General features: G+C 71.3%; 14 protein-coding genes. 10 read left to right on the top strand and 4 right to left on the bottom strand.

All coding sequences use genetic code 11. The annotated features are described in order from the left end of the window. Positions 1-85: 85 nt before the first annotated feature. The 4 genes from JOD52_RS12690 to JOD52_RS12675 all read left to right on the top strand — a co-directional run bounded on the left by JOD52_RS12690 (position 86) and on the right by JOD52_RS12675 (position 5,182). On the top strand, positions 86-1,342 hold the full coding sequence (locus JOD52_RS12690) for an acetoin utilization protein AcuC (protein ID WP_204410344.1): 1,257 nt from the start codon (positions 86-88) through the stop codon (positions 1,340-1,342). Between the two features lie 75 nt (positions 1,343-1,417). Continuing rightward, a complete protein-coding gene (locus tag JOD52_RS12685; RefSeq protein ID WP_204410342.1) occupies positions 1,418-3,250 on the top strand; it encodes a dynamin family protein in 1,833 nt (610 codons plus the stop codon). Further along, positions 3,247-4,941: a GTPase gene (locus tag JOD52_RS12680; protein WP_017824464.1), complete on the top strand. Its 1,695-nt coding sequence runs from the start codon at positions 3,247-3,249 to the stop codon at positions 4,939-4,941. Before JOD52_RS12685 ends, JOD52_RS12680 begins: the two co-directional genes overlap by 4 nt. Positions 4,942-5,083: 142 nt before the next feature. Next, positions 5,084-5,182, top strand: coding sequence for a 30S ribosomal protein bS22 (locus tag JOD52_RS12675; RefSeq protein ID WP_003792170.1), 99 nt, complete (start codon positions 5,084-5,086; stop codon positions 5,180-5,182). Between the two features lie 259 nt (positions 5,183-5,441). Here the strand turns inward: JOD52_RS12675 and JOD52_RS12670 are convergent, their stop codons facing one another. Both JOD52_RS12670 and JOD52_RS12665 read right to left on the bottom strand, forming a co-directional pair. Then, positions 5,442-5,744 carry a glutaredoxin family protein gene (locus JOD52_RS12670; protein ID WP_204410340.1) on the bottom strand — a complete coding sequence of 101 codons (303 nt, stop codon included), beginning with the start codon at positions 5,742-5,744 and terminating at the stop codon, positions 5,442-5,444. 189 nt (positions 5,745-5,933) lie between these two features. Further along, on the bottom strand, positions 5,934-6,473 hold the full coding sequence (locus tag JOD52_RS12665; protein WP_204410339.1) for a YceI family protein: 540 nt from the start codon (positions 6,471-6,473) through the stop codon (positions 5,934-5,936). Positions 6,474-6,616: 143 nt separating this feature from the next. On the opposite strand from JOD52_RS12665, the gene JOD52_RS12660 reads away from it, so the two are divergent. From JOD52_RS12660 to ccsB, 6 genes are read left to right on the top strand one after another with little or no spacing between them, the layout of a single operon-like run. Further along, entirely contained in the window at positions 6,617-7,192 is a 576-nt protein-coding gene (locus JOD52_RS12660; protein ID WP_204410337.1) for a MarR family winged helix-turn-helix transcriptional regulator, read from the top strand. A 56-nt stretch (positions 7,193-7,248) separates the two neighbouring features. Further along, positions 7,249-7,896, top strand: coding sequence for a histidine phosphatase family protein (locus JOD52_RS12655; RefSeq protein WP_017824468.1), 648 nt, complete (start codon positions 7,249-7,251; stop codon positions 7,894-7,896). Continuing rightward, positions 7,893-8,480: a TlpA family protein disulfide reductase gene (locus JOD52_RS12650; RefSeq protein ID WP_204410335.1), complete on the top strand. Its 588-nt coding sequence runs from the start codon at positions 7,893-7,895 to the stop codon at positions 8,478-8,480. Before JOD52_RS12655 ends, JOD52_RS12650 begins: the two co-directional genes overlap by 4 nt. Further along, positions 8,477-9,289, top strand: a complete 813-nt coding sequence (locus tag JOD52_RS12645) for a cytochrome c biogenesis CcdA family protein (RefSeq protein ID WP_204410333.1) — start codon at positions 8,477-8,479, stop codon at positions 9,287-9,289. Before JOD52_RS12650 ends, JOD52_RS12645 begins: the two co-directional genes overlap by 4 nt. After that, entirely contained in the window at positions 9,289-10,938 is a 1,650-nt protein-coding gene (gene resB / locus JOD52_RS12640; RefSeq protein WP_204410331.1) for a cytochrome c biogenesis protein ResB, read from the top strand. Before JOD52_RS12645 ends, resB begins: the two co-directional genes overlap by 1 nt. After that, on the top strand, positions 10,935-12,050 hold the full coding sequence (gene ccsB, locus JOD52_RS12635; protein ID WP_204410329.1) for a c-type cytochrome biogenesis protein CcsB: 1,116 nt from the start codon (positions 10,935-10,937) through the stop codon (positions 12,048-12,050). The genes resB and ccsB overlap by 4 nt, the downstream gene beginning before the upstream one ends. Positions 12,051-12,481: 431 nt before the next feature. Here ccsB and JOD52_RS12630 read toward each other — a convergent pair whose 3' ends face one another. Further along, positions 12,482-13,228 (bottom strand): ATP-binding protein, encoded by a 747-nt coding sequence (locus tag JOD52_RS12630; RefSeq protein ID WP_338124028.1) that lies wholly within the window; start codon positions 13,226-13,228, stop codon positions 12,482-12,484. Then, on the bottom strand, positions 13,225-14,787 hold the full coding sequence (istA, locus tag JOD52_RS12625) for an IS21 family transposase (protein ID WP_204408388.1): 1,563 nt from the start codon (positions 14,785-14,787) through the stop codon (positions 13,225-13,227). Before istA ends, JOD52_RS12630 begins: the two co-directional genes overlap by 4 nt. Between the last annotated feature and the right edge of the window lie 22 nt (positions 14,788-14,809).

Below are 14,809 nucleotides of genomic sequence, written 5' to 3'. Positions count from 1 at the left end.
TGGTGCGGTCGTCGCGGCGCAGTCTACGTCCGCGATGGGTGCCCGCTGTGTCCGCCATGGGCATCGTCTGGGTACGCTTCGGGGCATGCACGCCGATGACGCGACAGCACCGCCCCCTGCTGCCGGGACCGCGGACAGCTGCGCCGTGGTGTGGGACGACGCCTTCGCGCAGTACGACTTCGGCCCGTATCACCCGATGTCGCCGGTGCGGCTGACGCTCACCAGGGACCTCGCTCGTGCCGCCGGACTCCTGGACCGCCCGGGCGTCACCGTGATCGACGCCCCGGTGGCGAGCCAGGAGCAGCTCGCCTCCGTGCACGACGCCGCCTACATCGAGGCGGTGCGCCGCGCCTCCGCGCCCCACGACCTCGCCACCGACGACGAGCTGATCGCCTACGGCATCGGCGGCGACGACGTGCCCGCCTTCCTGGGCATGCACGAGGCCTCTGCCCGCATCGCCGGCGGCTCCCTGGCCGCGATCGACGCGATCCTGACAGGCAGTGTGCGGCGCGCGGTGAACGTCGCAGGCGGCATGCACCACGCCCGCCCGGGCCGCGCCTCCGGGTTCTGCGTGTACAACGATGCCGCGATCGCGATCCGCCATGCCCTGGACGCGGGGGAGCAGCGCGTGCTGTACGCCGACGTGGACGTGCACCACGGCGACGGGGTGGAGACGGCGCTGTGGGACGAGCCGCGAGCCATCACCCTCTCGGTGCACGAGAGCGGCGAGCACCTGTTCCCCGGCACCGGCTTCGTCCAGGACACCGGCGGGCAGAAGGCCCCCGGGAGCGCGATCAACCTGCCGCTGCCGCCCCGTACCGACGCCGACGGCTGGGTGCGCGCCATCCGCGCCACCGTGCCGGCCCTGGCCCGCGCGATCCGCCCCACCCTGCTGGTCACCCAGCACGGGGCCGACACCCACCGGGTGGACCCCCTGGCCGACTTCACCGTGTCGCTGGAGGCCCAGCGCGAGGTGATGATCCTGATGCGCGAGATCGCCGAGGAGGTGTGCGAGGGGCGCTGGCTGGCCCTCGGCGGCGGGGGCTACGCGGTGGTGGACGTGGTTCCCCGCTCCTGGGCCCACCTGATCGCCGTAGCCACGGGGGAGCCGGTCGATCCCGACGAGCCCCTCCCACAGGCCTATCTGGATGCCGATGCCCGCGTCCGTGAGGCCCACGGGCTCTCCCTGGACCCGGCGATGCGCACCTTCGGCGAGGGCAGGCCACTGGCCGTGCGCGACTGGGAGGCGGGCTTCGACCCGGAGGACCCGCTGGACCGAGCGGTCCAGGCCACCCGCCGTGCAGTCTTCCCCGAGTGGGGACTGGACCCCTTCCACGACTGAGCGTCCCGGCAGGTCCGCCCCGGGCAGGTCACCTGCCACAATGAGCCGGTCACATCACCGTAGGACGGGGAAGAAATGACAGACCTCGGAATCAGCAGCGGGACCCACAGCATCGAGCAGCCCACCGTGCTCGGTACCTTCGCGAAGGACCTGCGCGCTCTCGAGCTGCCGCTGCCCATCGAGGGGGCCCAGCAGGCCCGGGCGGAGGTCTCCGGCGCGCTGTCGCAGCTGGCCGACCACGTCGCCCCGCGCCTGGCATCCCTGGACGCCCCGCTGCTGGTGGTGGTGGGCGGCTCCACGGGCGCCGGCAAGTCCACCCTGGTCAACGCCCTGGTGGGTCATCCGGTCAGCCGGACCGGTGCGATCCGCCCCACCACCCGTCGCCCCGTGCTGCTGCACCACCCCGAGGACTCCGCCTGGTTCGCCGGCTCCCGCATCCTGCCGGGCCTGGCCCGGGTGCGCGGTGACGGGCAGCCGGTGGCCGCGCAGGAGGCCCTGGCCGCCGTCGGTCCCGACGGTGCCCCCTCCACCAGCGGCGAGGAGGCCGCGGCCACCAGTCTCGAACTGCGCGCCGAGCCCTCCATCCCGCGGGGCCTGGCGATCTTGGACGCCCCGGACATCGACTCCGTCTCCACCGGCAACCGGGAGCTGGCCCGTCAGCTGCTGCGCGCCGCGGACCTGTGGCTGTTCGTCACCACCGCCAACCGCTACGCCGACGCCGTGCCGTGGGAGGTGCTGCGCACCGCCGCCGAGCGCGACGTCACCGTCGCCGTGGTGATGAACCGCATCCCCGACCGCCCCGGGGTGGCCGAGGAGCTGGGTCCGGACCTGCGCGCCATGCTGGACCGGGAGGGCATCGAGGTGGCCCACCTGTTCCTGGTGGCCGAGAGCGACGTGGACGAGCGGGGCATGCTGCCCGCCGCCGCCGTCGGCGAGCTCACGGGGCACCTGCGCGATCTCGCGGCCGACGCCGAGGGCCGCGGCGCGATCGCCCGCCGCACCCTGGCCGGGGCCGTCGGCCGACTGGCCGGATCCGCCCGCGACATCGCCGCCCACGCCCGCGTGCAGGAGGCCGAGAGGGATCGCCTCCACGGCGAGGTGGTGGCGGCCTTCGCCGACGCCCGCGACCGCATCGAGGAGTCCATCGGCGACGGCTCCCTGCTGCGCGGCGAGGTGCTGGCCCGCTGGCAGGACGTGGTGGGCACCGGCGAGTTCTTCCGCGGGGTCGAGACCTTCGTGGGCCGCATGCGCGACCGCATCGGCGGGATGCTCAGCGGCAAGCCCGCCCCCTCGGTCGCCGCCGAACAGGCGCTCGGCACCTCCCTGGTGGCCGTGGTGATCGACGAGACCGCCCGCGGGGCCGAGCGCGCCGAGCAGTCCTGGCGGGCCACCGCCGCCGGTCGCCACCTCGCCGAGGGGCAGGACCTCTCCCGCATCCCCGACGGATACGCGGAGGAGGTGGCCGCAGCCGTGCGCGCCTGGCAGGGCGATGTGCTGGAGCTGGTGCGCCAGGAGGGTGCGGACCGTCGCACCAAGGCCCGCCTGATGTCCCTGGGCGTGAACGTGGTGGGTGTAGCGCTGATGATCGCCGTGTTCGCCTCCACCGCCTTCATCCCCACCGGCCTCGAGGTGGGGGTGGGCGCCGGCACCGCCGTGGTGGGCCAAAAGCTGCTGGAGACCATCTTCGGCGACGAGGCGGTGCGCCGCATGGCCCGCATCGCCCGCGAGCGCCTCACCACCCGACTGGACGCCCTGGTGGCCGGTCGCTCCGCACCCTTCGAGCAGCGCCTGGCCGAGCTGGCCGGCATCGGCGGCGCCGAGGCGATGGAAGCCGACGCCGACGCGCTGGAGGCCCTGGCCCACGAGATCCGCGAGGACCGTGGGGACCTTCCCGAGGACCCCCGATGAGCCCGCGTCGGCGCAAGGACCGCGCCGTCCCCCTGGTGCAGCGCCTGGACGCGCTGGACCGTGCCGTCGAGGTGCTGGAGGACGTGGCCCCCTCCGGGGAGGTGGACTCCGCCCGAGAGATCATCGAGCGCATCGACCGCCGTCGTGCCCTCTCCGCCGAGCACACCGTGATCGGCCTGTTCGGCGCCACCGGTTCCGGGAAGTCCTCCCTGGTCAATGCCCTGGTGGGCACCGAGGTGAGCAAGGCCGCGGTGCGCCGCCCCACCACCGCCCGCCCCGTCGCGGCGGTGCTGGGGGAGGTGGGCTCGGACGAACTGCTGGACTGGCTGGGAGTGCCGGACCGCCACCACCTCGACGGCACCGGCACCGCCCTGGAGCTCGCAGGCAAGGCCCCCGCCTCCGGGCGCCGGCGCCACGCGGCCGACCAGGAAGTACCACCGGGCCTGGTGCTGCTGGACCTGCCGGACCTCGACTCCGTCCAGACCGACAACCGTGCCGTGGCTGAGCGGATGACGGGCCTGGTGGACGTGATCGTCTGGGTCACCGATCCCCAGAAGTACGCCGATGCGGTGCTGCACCGCGAGTTCGTGCAGCGCTTCGCCAGCCACGACGCCGTCACCGTGTTCGTGCTGAACCAGATCGACCGGGTGCGGCCCGATGAGCGGGAAGCCGTGGTGGCCTCCCTGCAGGGCATCGCCCGGGCCGACGGCCTCACCTCCGCCCCGGTGCTCGCGGCCTCCGCCACCACCGGCGAGGGCCTGGAGGAGCTGCGCACCCACCTGCTGGACATCGCCCGCACCCGCGACGCCGCTGCCTCCCGCCAGCGCGCCGACGTGGCCGATGCCGCCCGGCGCCTGCGCACCGCCGCCGACCCCGAGGGCCTGGACGAGCGGGTGGACGACTCCACCGTGGACACCCTGGTCGCAGACCTCGCGGTCGCCGCCCGCGTGGAGCCGGTGGCCACGGCCGTCGGCGCCTCCTACCGCTACCGCGCCGGTGGCCGCGTGGGCTGGCCGCCGCTGCGATGGCTGCGCCGCTTCCGGGCGGACCCCCTGCGCCGCCTGGGGATCGGGCAGGAACGCGACGCCGAGGGGCTGGAGCGCACCTCCCTGCCGGAGCCCGACGCCGGCACCCGCGCCCGTGCCTCCGGTGGGGTGAGGGCCTTCGCCGACTCCGCCTCCGCCGGGGGCACCGATCCCTGGCGCTCCGCGGTGCGCCGCGCCGCCCGCTCCCACGAGGAGACCCTGCCCGACGCCCTGGACCAGGCCGTGGCCGAGGCCGACCTGCGCGGCCGCGCCACCTCCTGGTGGTGGCCGGTGTTCGACGTGCTGCAGTGGCTGGCCCTGCTCACCTGGGTGGTGGGACTGGGCTGGCTGGCCATCAACGCCGCCCTGGTGTTCTTCGGGGTGCCGCCCCTGCCGCTGCCCATGCTCGAGGGCCTGTGGATCCCGATCCCGCTGCCCACCGCCCTGATCGTGCTGGGGGTGGCAGCGGGCATCCTGCTGGGCATCGCCGGGGCGGCGCTCGCGGCGATGACCGGTGCCTGGCACCGCCGACGGGCCCGCCGGGTGCTGCTGACCCGGGTACGGGACGTGGCCGACGACCTGGTGGTGGACCCGGTGCAGGAGCAGTTGGACCGCGCCGCCGCCGCTGCGAGCGATCTCGCACTGGCGGCGGGGGAGTCCCGCTGAGGTGGCGTGTAGAATGATGCGTCGACCGTGGCGCATGCCCGTGACCACGCCCGCGCAGCAGCGCTGAGGCACGGACCACGGGTCGCGCACTCCCGCACCGCTGGACCACCCGCAGGCTCTAGCCTGCAGAACTGAGGCACCTATGGGTTCTGTCATCAAGAAGCGTCGTAAGCGCATGGCCAAGAAGAAGCACCGCAAGCTGCTTCGCAAGACTCGTCACCAGCGCCGCAACAAGAAGTGAGCGCAGCGTGAGAACAGCGGCCCCCGCCCATCAGGGCGGGGGCCGCTGTGTTCTGTATGGGGAACAGTCGCCCCCGGTCAGGTGGTGGTCCTTTGTCGCCCTACCGAGCGCTGTGGATCATCCCCGGCACCGCACACCGCGTCATCCCGGCACTGCAGACCACTTCGTGTCACCCCAACAAATGGGCGCGGATTGCCGCCTCGAGCCCGTTCCGCGTCGTCAGGTCACACGCAGCGCCCAGAAGTCGGGGTGGGCGGGCTCAGTCTCGGCGCAGCAGGCGTCGCCACAGCGGCAGCTTGAGCGCCGCGCGCAGCTGCTCGGCGTCCACCCGGTACCGGGCGTGCAGCTTCCCGTCCACGATGATCACCGGGACATCGAAGTCCCAGTCGCGGCGCAGGGTCTCGTCCTCGTCGATGTCCCGCACCTCCACCGCGGTGCCGACGCGATCGGCCTCGGCGCGCACCAGCGGCAGCGCCTCGTCGCACAGGTGGCAGCCAGTGCGGGTGAGGTACAGGACGCGGGCGTCCGGATCGGCGGGGGCGGGGATACGACGGTCGGCCATGGGGGAACCCTATCGAGGCGTACAGGGCGGGAGGGACGCCGCCGGTGCGGGTGGAGGCTAGACAGCACGACGGGCCGCTCGCCGGAAGGCGGGCGGCCCGTCGACAGCGCACCGAGGGGGCGGTGCGCCGGCTCAGAGGCGCATGATCAGCCGGTCAGCAGGTCCAGTGGATCCTGCAGACCCAGCGACTCACGCAGCGGTGGGAGCGGTGAACTCGGCCTCGATGGAGATGCGCACATCGTCGGCGACCAGCACGCCGCCGGTCTCGAGGGCAGCGTTCCAGGTCAGGCCGAACTCCTTGCGGGAGATCTTGGTCTCGCCGGTGAAGCCCGCGCGGTACACGCCGAAGGGATCGGTGGCGGCACCCTCGTAGGTGAACTCCAGGACCACCGGACGGGTGGTGTCGCGGATGGTGAGCTCGCCGTGCAGCTCATCGCCCTCGACCTTGGTGGAGACGAAGGTGATCTCCGGGTAGGTCTCCACGTCGAAGAAGTCGCCGCTGCGCAGGTGGTTGTCGCGGTCCTCGTTGCCGGTGCTGATGGTAGCGGTCTTCATCACGGCCTTGAAGCTGAGATCCTGTCCCTCACCCACGGTGAGGGTGCCCTCGACGTCGCCGAACCGGCCGCGGGCCTTGGAGATGCCGGCGTGGCGCACGGTGAAGCTCGCGGAGGTGTGTGCGGGGTCCAGGGTCCAGACGCCGGGGGTGAGGCCGTCGAACTGCTCGCTCATGGGGTGTCTCCTTCAGTAGACGGGGCGGCGCCCCGGGGTGGGGCACCGAGCGGCACCCGGTGTGGGTGCCGAAGCATGCTTGAAACATAAACTATACTCGGGGTCGGTGCAACCGCCCGCCCCCACTGAACCAGGAGTATGTGATGCAGTCCATCCCTGATGGGAGCTCGCCCGTGTCGTCGCAGCCGGGCACCTCCCCTGACGTCTCCACCCCCGAGGGCCTGTGGCTCAGCCAGGTCGAGCAGGGTGCCTGGCGTCGCTTCCTCTACGCCACCACCCTCATGACCGATCGGCTCTCCATGGCATTGGAAGCCGATCCCGAGATCGACCTGACCCTGGGGGAGTACGAGATCCTGGTGCGGCTGTCCGAGGCCGAGGCCGGGTTCATCCGCATGTCCGACCTGGCCGACCAGGTGGTGCACTCCCGCTCCCGCCTCACCCACACCATCACCCGCATGGAGAAGAGAGGCCTGGTGGAGCGGGCCCGCTGCTCCGCGGACGGCCGCGGGCGCCAGGCCCACCTGACCGCCCAGGGCGCCGATCTCCTGCGCCGCGCCGCCCCCGCCCACGTGCGCTCCGTGCGCGAGCTGCTGCTGGACGTGGTGGGCCACGAGGACTTCCTGGAGCTCGGCCGGATCATGGGCCGCACCATCCCCGCCGACGCGCCTGTGGCGCTGGGCCGTCCGTCCGCTCACACGGAGCGCTCCAGCACCGACTGACTCGGAGCTTCGGTTGGTACCGTGGGCCCGCTCAGCCTCTGGAGGAACCCGCACCCATGACCACCACCACCGTCCACCTCGTGCGCCACGGCGAGGTGAACAACCCCGACCGCATCCTGTACGGGCGGATGCCGGGCTACCGGCTGTCCGAACGCGGGGAGCAGATGGCGCAGTGCGTCGGCGACCACCTGGCCGACAGGGACATCGCCCTGGTGCGGTCCTCGCCGCTGCTGCGCGCCCAGCAGACGGCCGCCCCCATCGCCGCGGCCCACCAGCTGCCGGTCAGCACCGATCAGCGACTGATCGAGTCCGGCAACCGCTTCGAGGGCCAGCGCATGGGCCACGGCGACGCCAAGCTCAGCGATCCCCGCAACTGGCGCTGGTTCCTGAACCCCCTGCGCCCCTCCTGGGGCGAGCCCTACCGCGAACAGGTGGCGCGGGTCACCGAGGCCATGCACCAGGCCCGCGCGGAGGCCGAGGGGCACGAGGCCGTGCTGGTCCTGCACCAGCTGCCGATCTGGCTGGTGCGCCGCAGCGCCGAGGGCAAGCCGCTCCCGCACGACCCGCGCCGTCGCCAGTGCTCGCTGTGCTCGGTCACCAGCTTCCGCTTCGTGGGCCCGCACCTGTCCGGCGTGGACTACGCCGAGCCCGCCGCCCACCTGGTGGCCGGGGCCGTCGACGCCACCGGGGGCAAGCTCACATGACCCCCCGCCGCGCCCCGGGCCGGCGCCACCTGCTGGGCGCCCTCGGACTGCTGCCCGCAGCCGCGCTGCTCGCCGCCTGCGGCACCGACACCTCCGACCGCTACGACTCCGGGTACGTGGGGGGCGACGGCGTGACCACCGAGATCCCGCCGGAGGACCGGGCCGAGCCCCTGGACTTCACCGGCACCACCTACACCGGCGAGGAGTTCGCCGCCGCCGATCAGCGCGGTGAGGTGCTGGTGGTCAACGTCTGGTACGCCGCGTGCCCGCCCTGCCGCAAGGAAGCCCCGGAACTGCAGGCCATCAACGAGGAGTACGCCGAGGACGGCGTGCAGTTCGTGGGCGTCAACGTGCGTGACGCCGCCGGCCCCGCCCAGGCGTTCGAGCAGAACTACGGCATCACCTACCCCTCCCTGCCCGACACGGACGCCCAGATCATGTACGCACTGCGCGGGCAGGTCGCCCCCAATGCGGTGCCCTCCACCCTGGTGCTGGACCGCGAGGGCCGGGTGGCCGCCCGCATCTCCGGAGCGGCCGACGGTTCCGTGCTGCGGGCCATGCTGGACCGGGTCCTGGCCGAATGATCACCGCCGAGATCGGGGAAGCGTTCCAGGCCACAGCACTGTCCGGGTCCCTGCTGCTGGCCATCGCCGTCGCCGCCGCCGCCGGCATCGTCGCCTTCCTGTCCCCGTGCGTGCTGCCCGTGGTGCCCGGTTACCTGGGCTATGTCTCGGGCCTGGCCGGGCAGAGCGCCACCGCGGCCGTCGGCCCGAAGGCGCCCCGCACGCCGAAGGCCCCCTCGAAGGGCCGCATGCTCGTCGGCAGCGCCCTGTTCGTGGCCGGCTTCACCGTGGTGTTCATGCTGCTGGGCGGTTTCGCCGGCGCCGTCGGCTACCTGCTGCAGGAGTACGCGGTGTGGATCAACCGCGTGGCCGGGGTGATCGTGATCCTGATGGGCCTGCTGTTCATGGGAGTGTTCCCCCAGCTCAGCGGCACCCGGAAGGTGTCCAGCAAGCGACCAGACGCAGGGCTGCTGGGAGCACCCCTGATGGGCCTGGTCTTCGGCCTCAGCTGGACCCCGTGCATCGGCCCCACCTACGCCGCCATCATCGCGCTCAGCCTCGACGGCGGCGCCGGCAGCGGGGCCGCCGTGCGCGGCGGCATCCTGGCGCTGGCCTACTCGCTGGGACTCGGGCTGCCCTTCGTGCTGTTCGCCCTGCTGTTCGAGCGCGCCCTGGGCCTCAGCCGCGCGCTCAGCCGCCACCGCCGCACCATCGGCCTGCTCTCCGGTGCGCTGCTGGTGGTGATCGGGGTGCTGCTGCTGACCGGGCAGTGGGCCACCTGGATGAACCAGCTGCAGGGCATGATCTCGACCTTCGAGCCGGTGGTGTGATGACCGACCAGAAGCCGACGACGGGGAGGACCCGCCCCGCCGCCCCCTCCCTGGGCCTGATGGGCACCCTGCGCTTCCTGTGGCGCCAGCTCACCAGCATGCAGACGGCCCTGATCCTGCTGATGCTGCTGGCGATCGCCGCGATCCCCGGTTCCCTGTACCCCCAGCGCAACGTCAATCCCGGCCTCACCGAGCAGTTCCTGGAGCAGAACGGGAGCTGGGGTGAGTTCCTGGACTCCCTGGGCTTCTTCGACGTGTTCTCCTCGCCGTGGTTCTCGGCGATCTACCTGCTGCTGTTCATCTCCCTGATCGGCTGCATCGTCCCGCGGGTGGGGGTGCACCTGAAGCAGCTGCGGGCCAAGCCCCCGCGGACCCCCGCCAAGCTCACCCGCTTCGTCGGCTACACCCGCACCGAGCTACCGGGCGTGGACGCCGAGGAGCTCCTGGGCCGTGCCCACGCCCAGCTGCGCCGCTCCCGCTACCGCACCGAGCGCCTCCAGGAGCGCGACTCGGCCTCGGTCACCGCCGAGCGGGGACTGCTGCGCGAGAGCGGCAACCTGCTGTTCCACATCGCACTGGTGGGCGTGCTGGTGTGCGTGGCGGTCGGTTCCCTGACCAGCTACCGCGGCCAGATCACGGTGGTGGAGGGCGCGGGCTTCTCCAATTCGCTGACCCAGTACGACTCCTTCGAGCCTGGTGGGTGGTTCGACCCCGCGGAGCTGCCCGAGTTCCGCTTCACCCTGGAGCAGTTCCGCGCCGAGTACGACACCGCCCCCGACTCTCCCACCGTCGGCCAGCCGCTCAGCTTCGAGGCCGACGTGCACGTGACCACCCCCGGCCAGGAGCCCTTCGAGCAGACCCTGCAGGTCAACAAGCCCCTGCACGTGCCCGGTGCCTCCATGTACCTGCTGGGCAACGGCTACGCCCCCGAGATCACCCTGCGCGACCCCGAGGGCACCGTCGTGGCCGAGGGGCCCGTCATCACCGTCCCCACCGGGGACATGGGCTACACCTCCCAGCTGGTGATCAAGGCCCCGGACGCCCGACCGGAGCAGACCGCCGTGGTGGGCTACTTCCTGCCCACCGGCGTGATCGACGAGAAGGGCCCGCACTCCGTGTTCCCGGCCCTGGTGGACCCGCAGATCGCGGTGACAGTGCACCAGGGCGACCTGGGCCTGGACGAGGGCGTGCCCCGCAACGTGTACGAGGTGGACATCTCCCAGCTGGAGCCTCTCACCGGCCAGGATGGCAACCCGGTGCTGATCCGCCTGGCCCCCGGGGAGGCCATCGACCTGCCCGACGGCTCCACCCTGTCCTTCGACGGGATCCGCCGCTACGCCGCCTTCGACGTGGCCCACAATCCCTTCGAGCCGTGGCTGCTGGGCTCGGCCCTGGCCGCGGTGGCCGGCCTGATCCTCTCGCTGTTCGTACCCCGCCGCCGCATGTGGGTACGGGTGCGCGAGACAGGCGGCACCACCGTGATGGAGGTCGCGGGTCTGGCCCGCAGCCAGGACCCCTCCCTCGAGGACGACGTGCACTCCCTGGTACAGCGGCTATCCTCCTCGATTGACCACCCCCGCGGTGAGCCAGGCGCCGCCACGACCGACGACGCAGCCCCCGACCCGACCCCAGGAGGTCGTTCCTCGTGATCGATCAGCAGCTCGCCGAGGTCTCCAACCTCCTCATCGTGGTGGCCATCGTGCTGTACGTGCTGGCCCTGTTCGGCTTCACCGCCGACCTCGCCGCCACCACCGCCCGCCGCAGCGATGCCCGCATCGCCGCCGAGGAGGCCCGCCGCGCGGAGCAGGCCGCCCAGGCCGAACAGCGCCAGGCCGTACCGGTGGGAGCCGGCGCACCGGCGGTCGCGGGCAGCGATGTCCCCGGCGTCCCCGGGGACGCCTCCCCGGACCTCAGCGGGCACCCCTCGGGCGGGGCCGGGAGCGCTGACACCGCCGGAGCCCCGCGGTCCCTGTCCGCTCAGGGATTCGCCTTCCTGATCTCCACCGCGGCCACTGTCGCCCACACGATCGGCGTGGTGCTGCGCGCCGTCGCCACCGAGCGCGTGCCGTGGACCAACATGTACGAGTTCGCCGTCACCAGCGCCGCCCTGGTGATGGTCTGCTTCCTGGTGTTCTCCATCCGGCGCCGTGACCTGCGGGTGCTGGGCACCTTCGTGGTGGGGCCGATCCTGCTGCTGCTGTTCATCGCCCAGCGCTTCTGGATCGTGCCCGCGGCCCAGCTCACCCCCAGCCTGCAGAACTCCCACTGGCTGGTGATCCACATCGGCGTGGCGATCCTGGCCACCGCCCTGTCGATCCTCGGTGCCGTGGTGGCCGGGATGCAGCTGCTCCAGGCCCGGCACGAGCGCGCCGTCGCCGGCACCGTCGACGCCCCGGATGCCTCTCGGGAGCACTGGGGCCGGTTCGGGCACGTGCTGGACCGCCTGCCCGCCTCCACGGCCCTCGAGGGCCTGAGCTTCCGCATCCACTCGGTGGGCTTCGTGTGCTGGACCTTCACCCTGATCTTCGGCTCCATCTGGGCCCGTGAGGCCTGGGGCCGCTACTGGAACTGGGACCCCAAGGAGGTGTGGACCTTCGTGATCTGGGTGATCTACGCGGCCTACCTCCACGCCCGCGCCACCGGTGGCTTCCGCGGCAGCCGTGCGGCATGGCTGGCACTGGCCGGTTTTGTCGCCGTTGTGTTCAACTACACGATCGTCAACACGGTGATCAACGGCCTGCACTCCTACTCCGGGCTCTGAGCAGGGCAGACGCTCAAGGCGAGGGCCGCGATCCGCTCGTGTTCGGGGCCCTGCGATCAAGTGTTCTGACACTTCGGTTTGGTCTGTCTGTCACGGCGGTTCTATGGTGAGCAGAACCCCCGTCAGCCCGACCGCATGAGCCTCGGGGTGCCCCCGCTTCGCGGTCCCTCGTAACGGAGAACCTCAATGACGATGTTCCACTGTCCCTGCGTCGACGGAGTGCGCGCATTAGCGCCCCCGCCACCACCACCGCCACCAGTGCTCGCGGCACCGGTGCCGGCCTGCGCAGGCCTTCCGCTGTCGGCGCCTTCGGCATCGTGAGTATTCGTAGTCGTGGGAGCCACCGAATCTTGCTCTTGGGGACCGCCGATCGTGCCGACGGGGGCCAGTAGCCGCCGCGGTGGGGACCACTGGCTCCCGCCGGCATCGGGTCACTGGGGCAGTGCGGTGTGTTCTCGCATGTTCCTGTCGCCGGTGTCGATCCAGATTGTGTTGTGCACGATGCGGTCCATGATCGCATCGGCGTGGACTGCTCCACCGAGCCGGGCGTGCCAGTCCTTCTTCGGGTACTGGGTGCAGAACACGGTCGAGCCGGTGTCATAGCGGCGCTCGAGCAGTTCCAGCAGCATCGAACGCATTCCCTCGTCAGGATGGTCCAGCAGCCACTCGTCGATCACCAGCAGCGAGAACGTGGAGTACTTCCGCAGGAACTTCGTCTGGCCCTGCGGCTTGTCCTTTGCCAGGGCCCAGGCCTCTTCGAGGTCGGGCATTCGGATGTAGTGGGCTCGGAGCCGGTGCTGGCAGGCCTGCTTCGCCAGCGCGCAGCCGAGGTAGGACTTCCCTGAGCCGGTGAAGCCCTGGAAGACCACGTTCTGTTGCCGCTGGATGAAGGAGCAGGTTGCCAGTTGCGCGATCACGTTCCGGTTCAGTCCCCGTTCCTCGACCAGATCCAGCCGCCGCAGGTCCGCTCCGGGATAACGCAGCCCCGCCCGGCGGATCAGACCCTCGACCTTTCCATGATTGAAGATGGAATGCGCCTCGTCCACGATCAGCTGGAGCCGTTCCTGGAACGACATCCCCAGCACGTGAGCCTCATCCTGGGCATCGATCGCGTCCAGCAGCGCGGTCGCGCCCATCTCGCGCAGCTTCCGCTTCGTGTCGTTATCGATCACGCTCACCGGACACCTCCGGCGTAGTAGTCGGCGCCACGGACGTATCCGCCGTCTTCCGCGGGTTCCTCGCGGGGTGGACGCAGGGCGGCGACCTTGTCCTGCCCGGTGGCCAAGATCGGGTGCAGATGCGCATAGCGCGGTGAACGGACCCGTCCCGTCAGCGCGAGTGCGCAGGCCGCCTCGACCCGATCTACGGAGAAGCGGCGAGAGAGCCGTAGCACCGCCAACGCGGGATCCAGGCCCTGTTCCACGATCGGCACGGACTCGAAGATCCGCTGGATCACGATCACCGTGGCCGGCCCGACCCGATCTGCCCACGCCCGCACCCTCTGCGCGTCCCAGGCCTGGAAACGCTCGCCCGCAGGTAGGTCCGCGTCGTTGGTGCGGTACTCATTGCTCGCGGTCTCCGGGAGCAGCAGGTGACTGGTCAGTCGCTGGCTGCCCTGATAGATCTCCAGCGTCCGGGCCGTGATGCGCAGATCGACCTTCGCGCCGATGTGCGCGAACGGCGCGGAGTAGAAGTTCCGCGCGAACGTGACGTGCCCGTTCCTGCCCACTCGTCGTCCGTAGTGCCATGTCGAGATCTCGTAGGGCACCGCCGGCAGCGGCGTCAGCAGCGGCCGCTCCTCCGCGTCGAACACGCTGGCGCGGGATCCGGGCCGCTTCTGGAACGGCTCCGCGTTATAGGCCTCCATCCGCTGCCCGATGGCGGCTGCAAGTTCGGGCAGGGACGTGAATCGCTGATCCCGCAGCCCGGCGATGACCCAGGTCGCGACGTGCGCGACGGTGTTCTCCACGCTCGCCTTGTCTTTCGGTTTCCGCACCCTCCCCGGGAGCACCGCCGCCGAGTAATGCGCTGCCATCTCGCGATACGCATCGTTCAGGACGATCTCGCCCTCGCGGGGGTGCTTCACCACACCGGTCTTGAGGTTGTCCGGAACGATCCTCGGGACCGTCCCGCCCAGCGCCTCGAACATCGCTACGTGCGCTCGCAGCCAGGACTCCTGGCGCATATCCAGCGCCGGGAAGCAGAACGCGTAACGAGAAAAAGGCAGGCAGGCAACGAACAAGAACACCTTCGAGACCTCGCCGGTGACCGGATCGGCCAGCTCCATCGTGGGGCCGGACCAGTCGACCTCCACGCTCTGGCCGGCCTTGTGACCGACTCTCGAAGCGGCACCGGTGACCATGACGTGGTGCTGGTAGGTGCGGCAAAACCGGTCATACCCCATCGCCGGATCCCCAGCCGCCGTGGTCGCGTCGAAGTACTCGCCGTGCAACAGCTTCAGCGTCACGCCGACCCTGGCCATCTCTCGATGGACCTGTTCCCAGTCCGGCTGTGCGAACACGCTCTCGTGCTCGCCCCGGCCCGGGAACAACCGGGCATACACCTGCTCATCGGCGACGTCCGCGATATCGCCCCACCCGATCCCTGCAGCGTCAGCGGCCTCGAACACCGCCCTCACGGACTTGCGGGACATGCCCTGCGAGGACGAAATCGCTCGCCCCGACAGACCTTCTGCGCGCAGCTGGAGCACCAGCTTCGCCCTGATCTTCCGTACCATTCCAGATTGCTCCTTCCGCCGC

The sequence above is a fragment of the Brachybacterium muris genome (assembly GCF_016907455.1).
Lineage (GTDB): Bacteria > Actinomycetota > Actinomycetes > Actinomycetales > Dermabacteraceae > Brachybacterium > Brachybacterium muris.
Note: the sequence above shows the minus strand (reverse complement) of the source record. Positions and strands in the feature narration are given on the sequence as shown.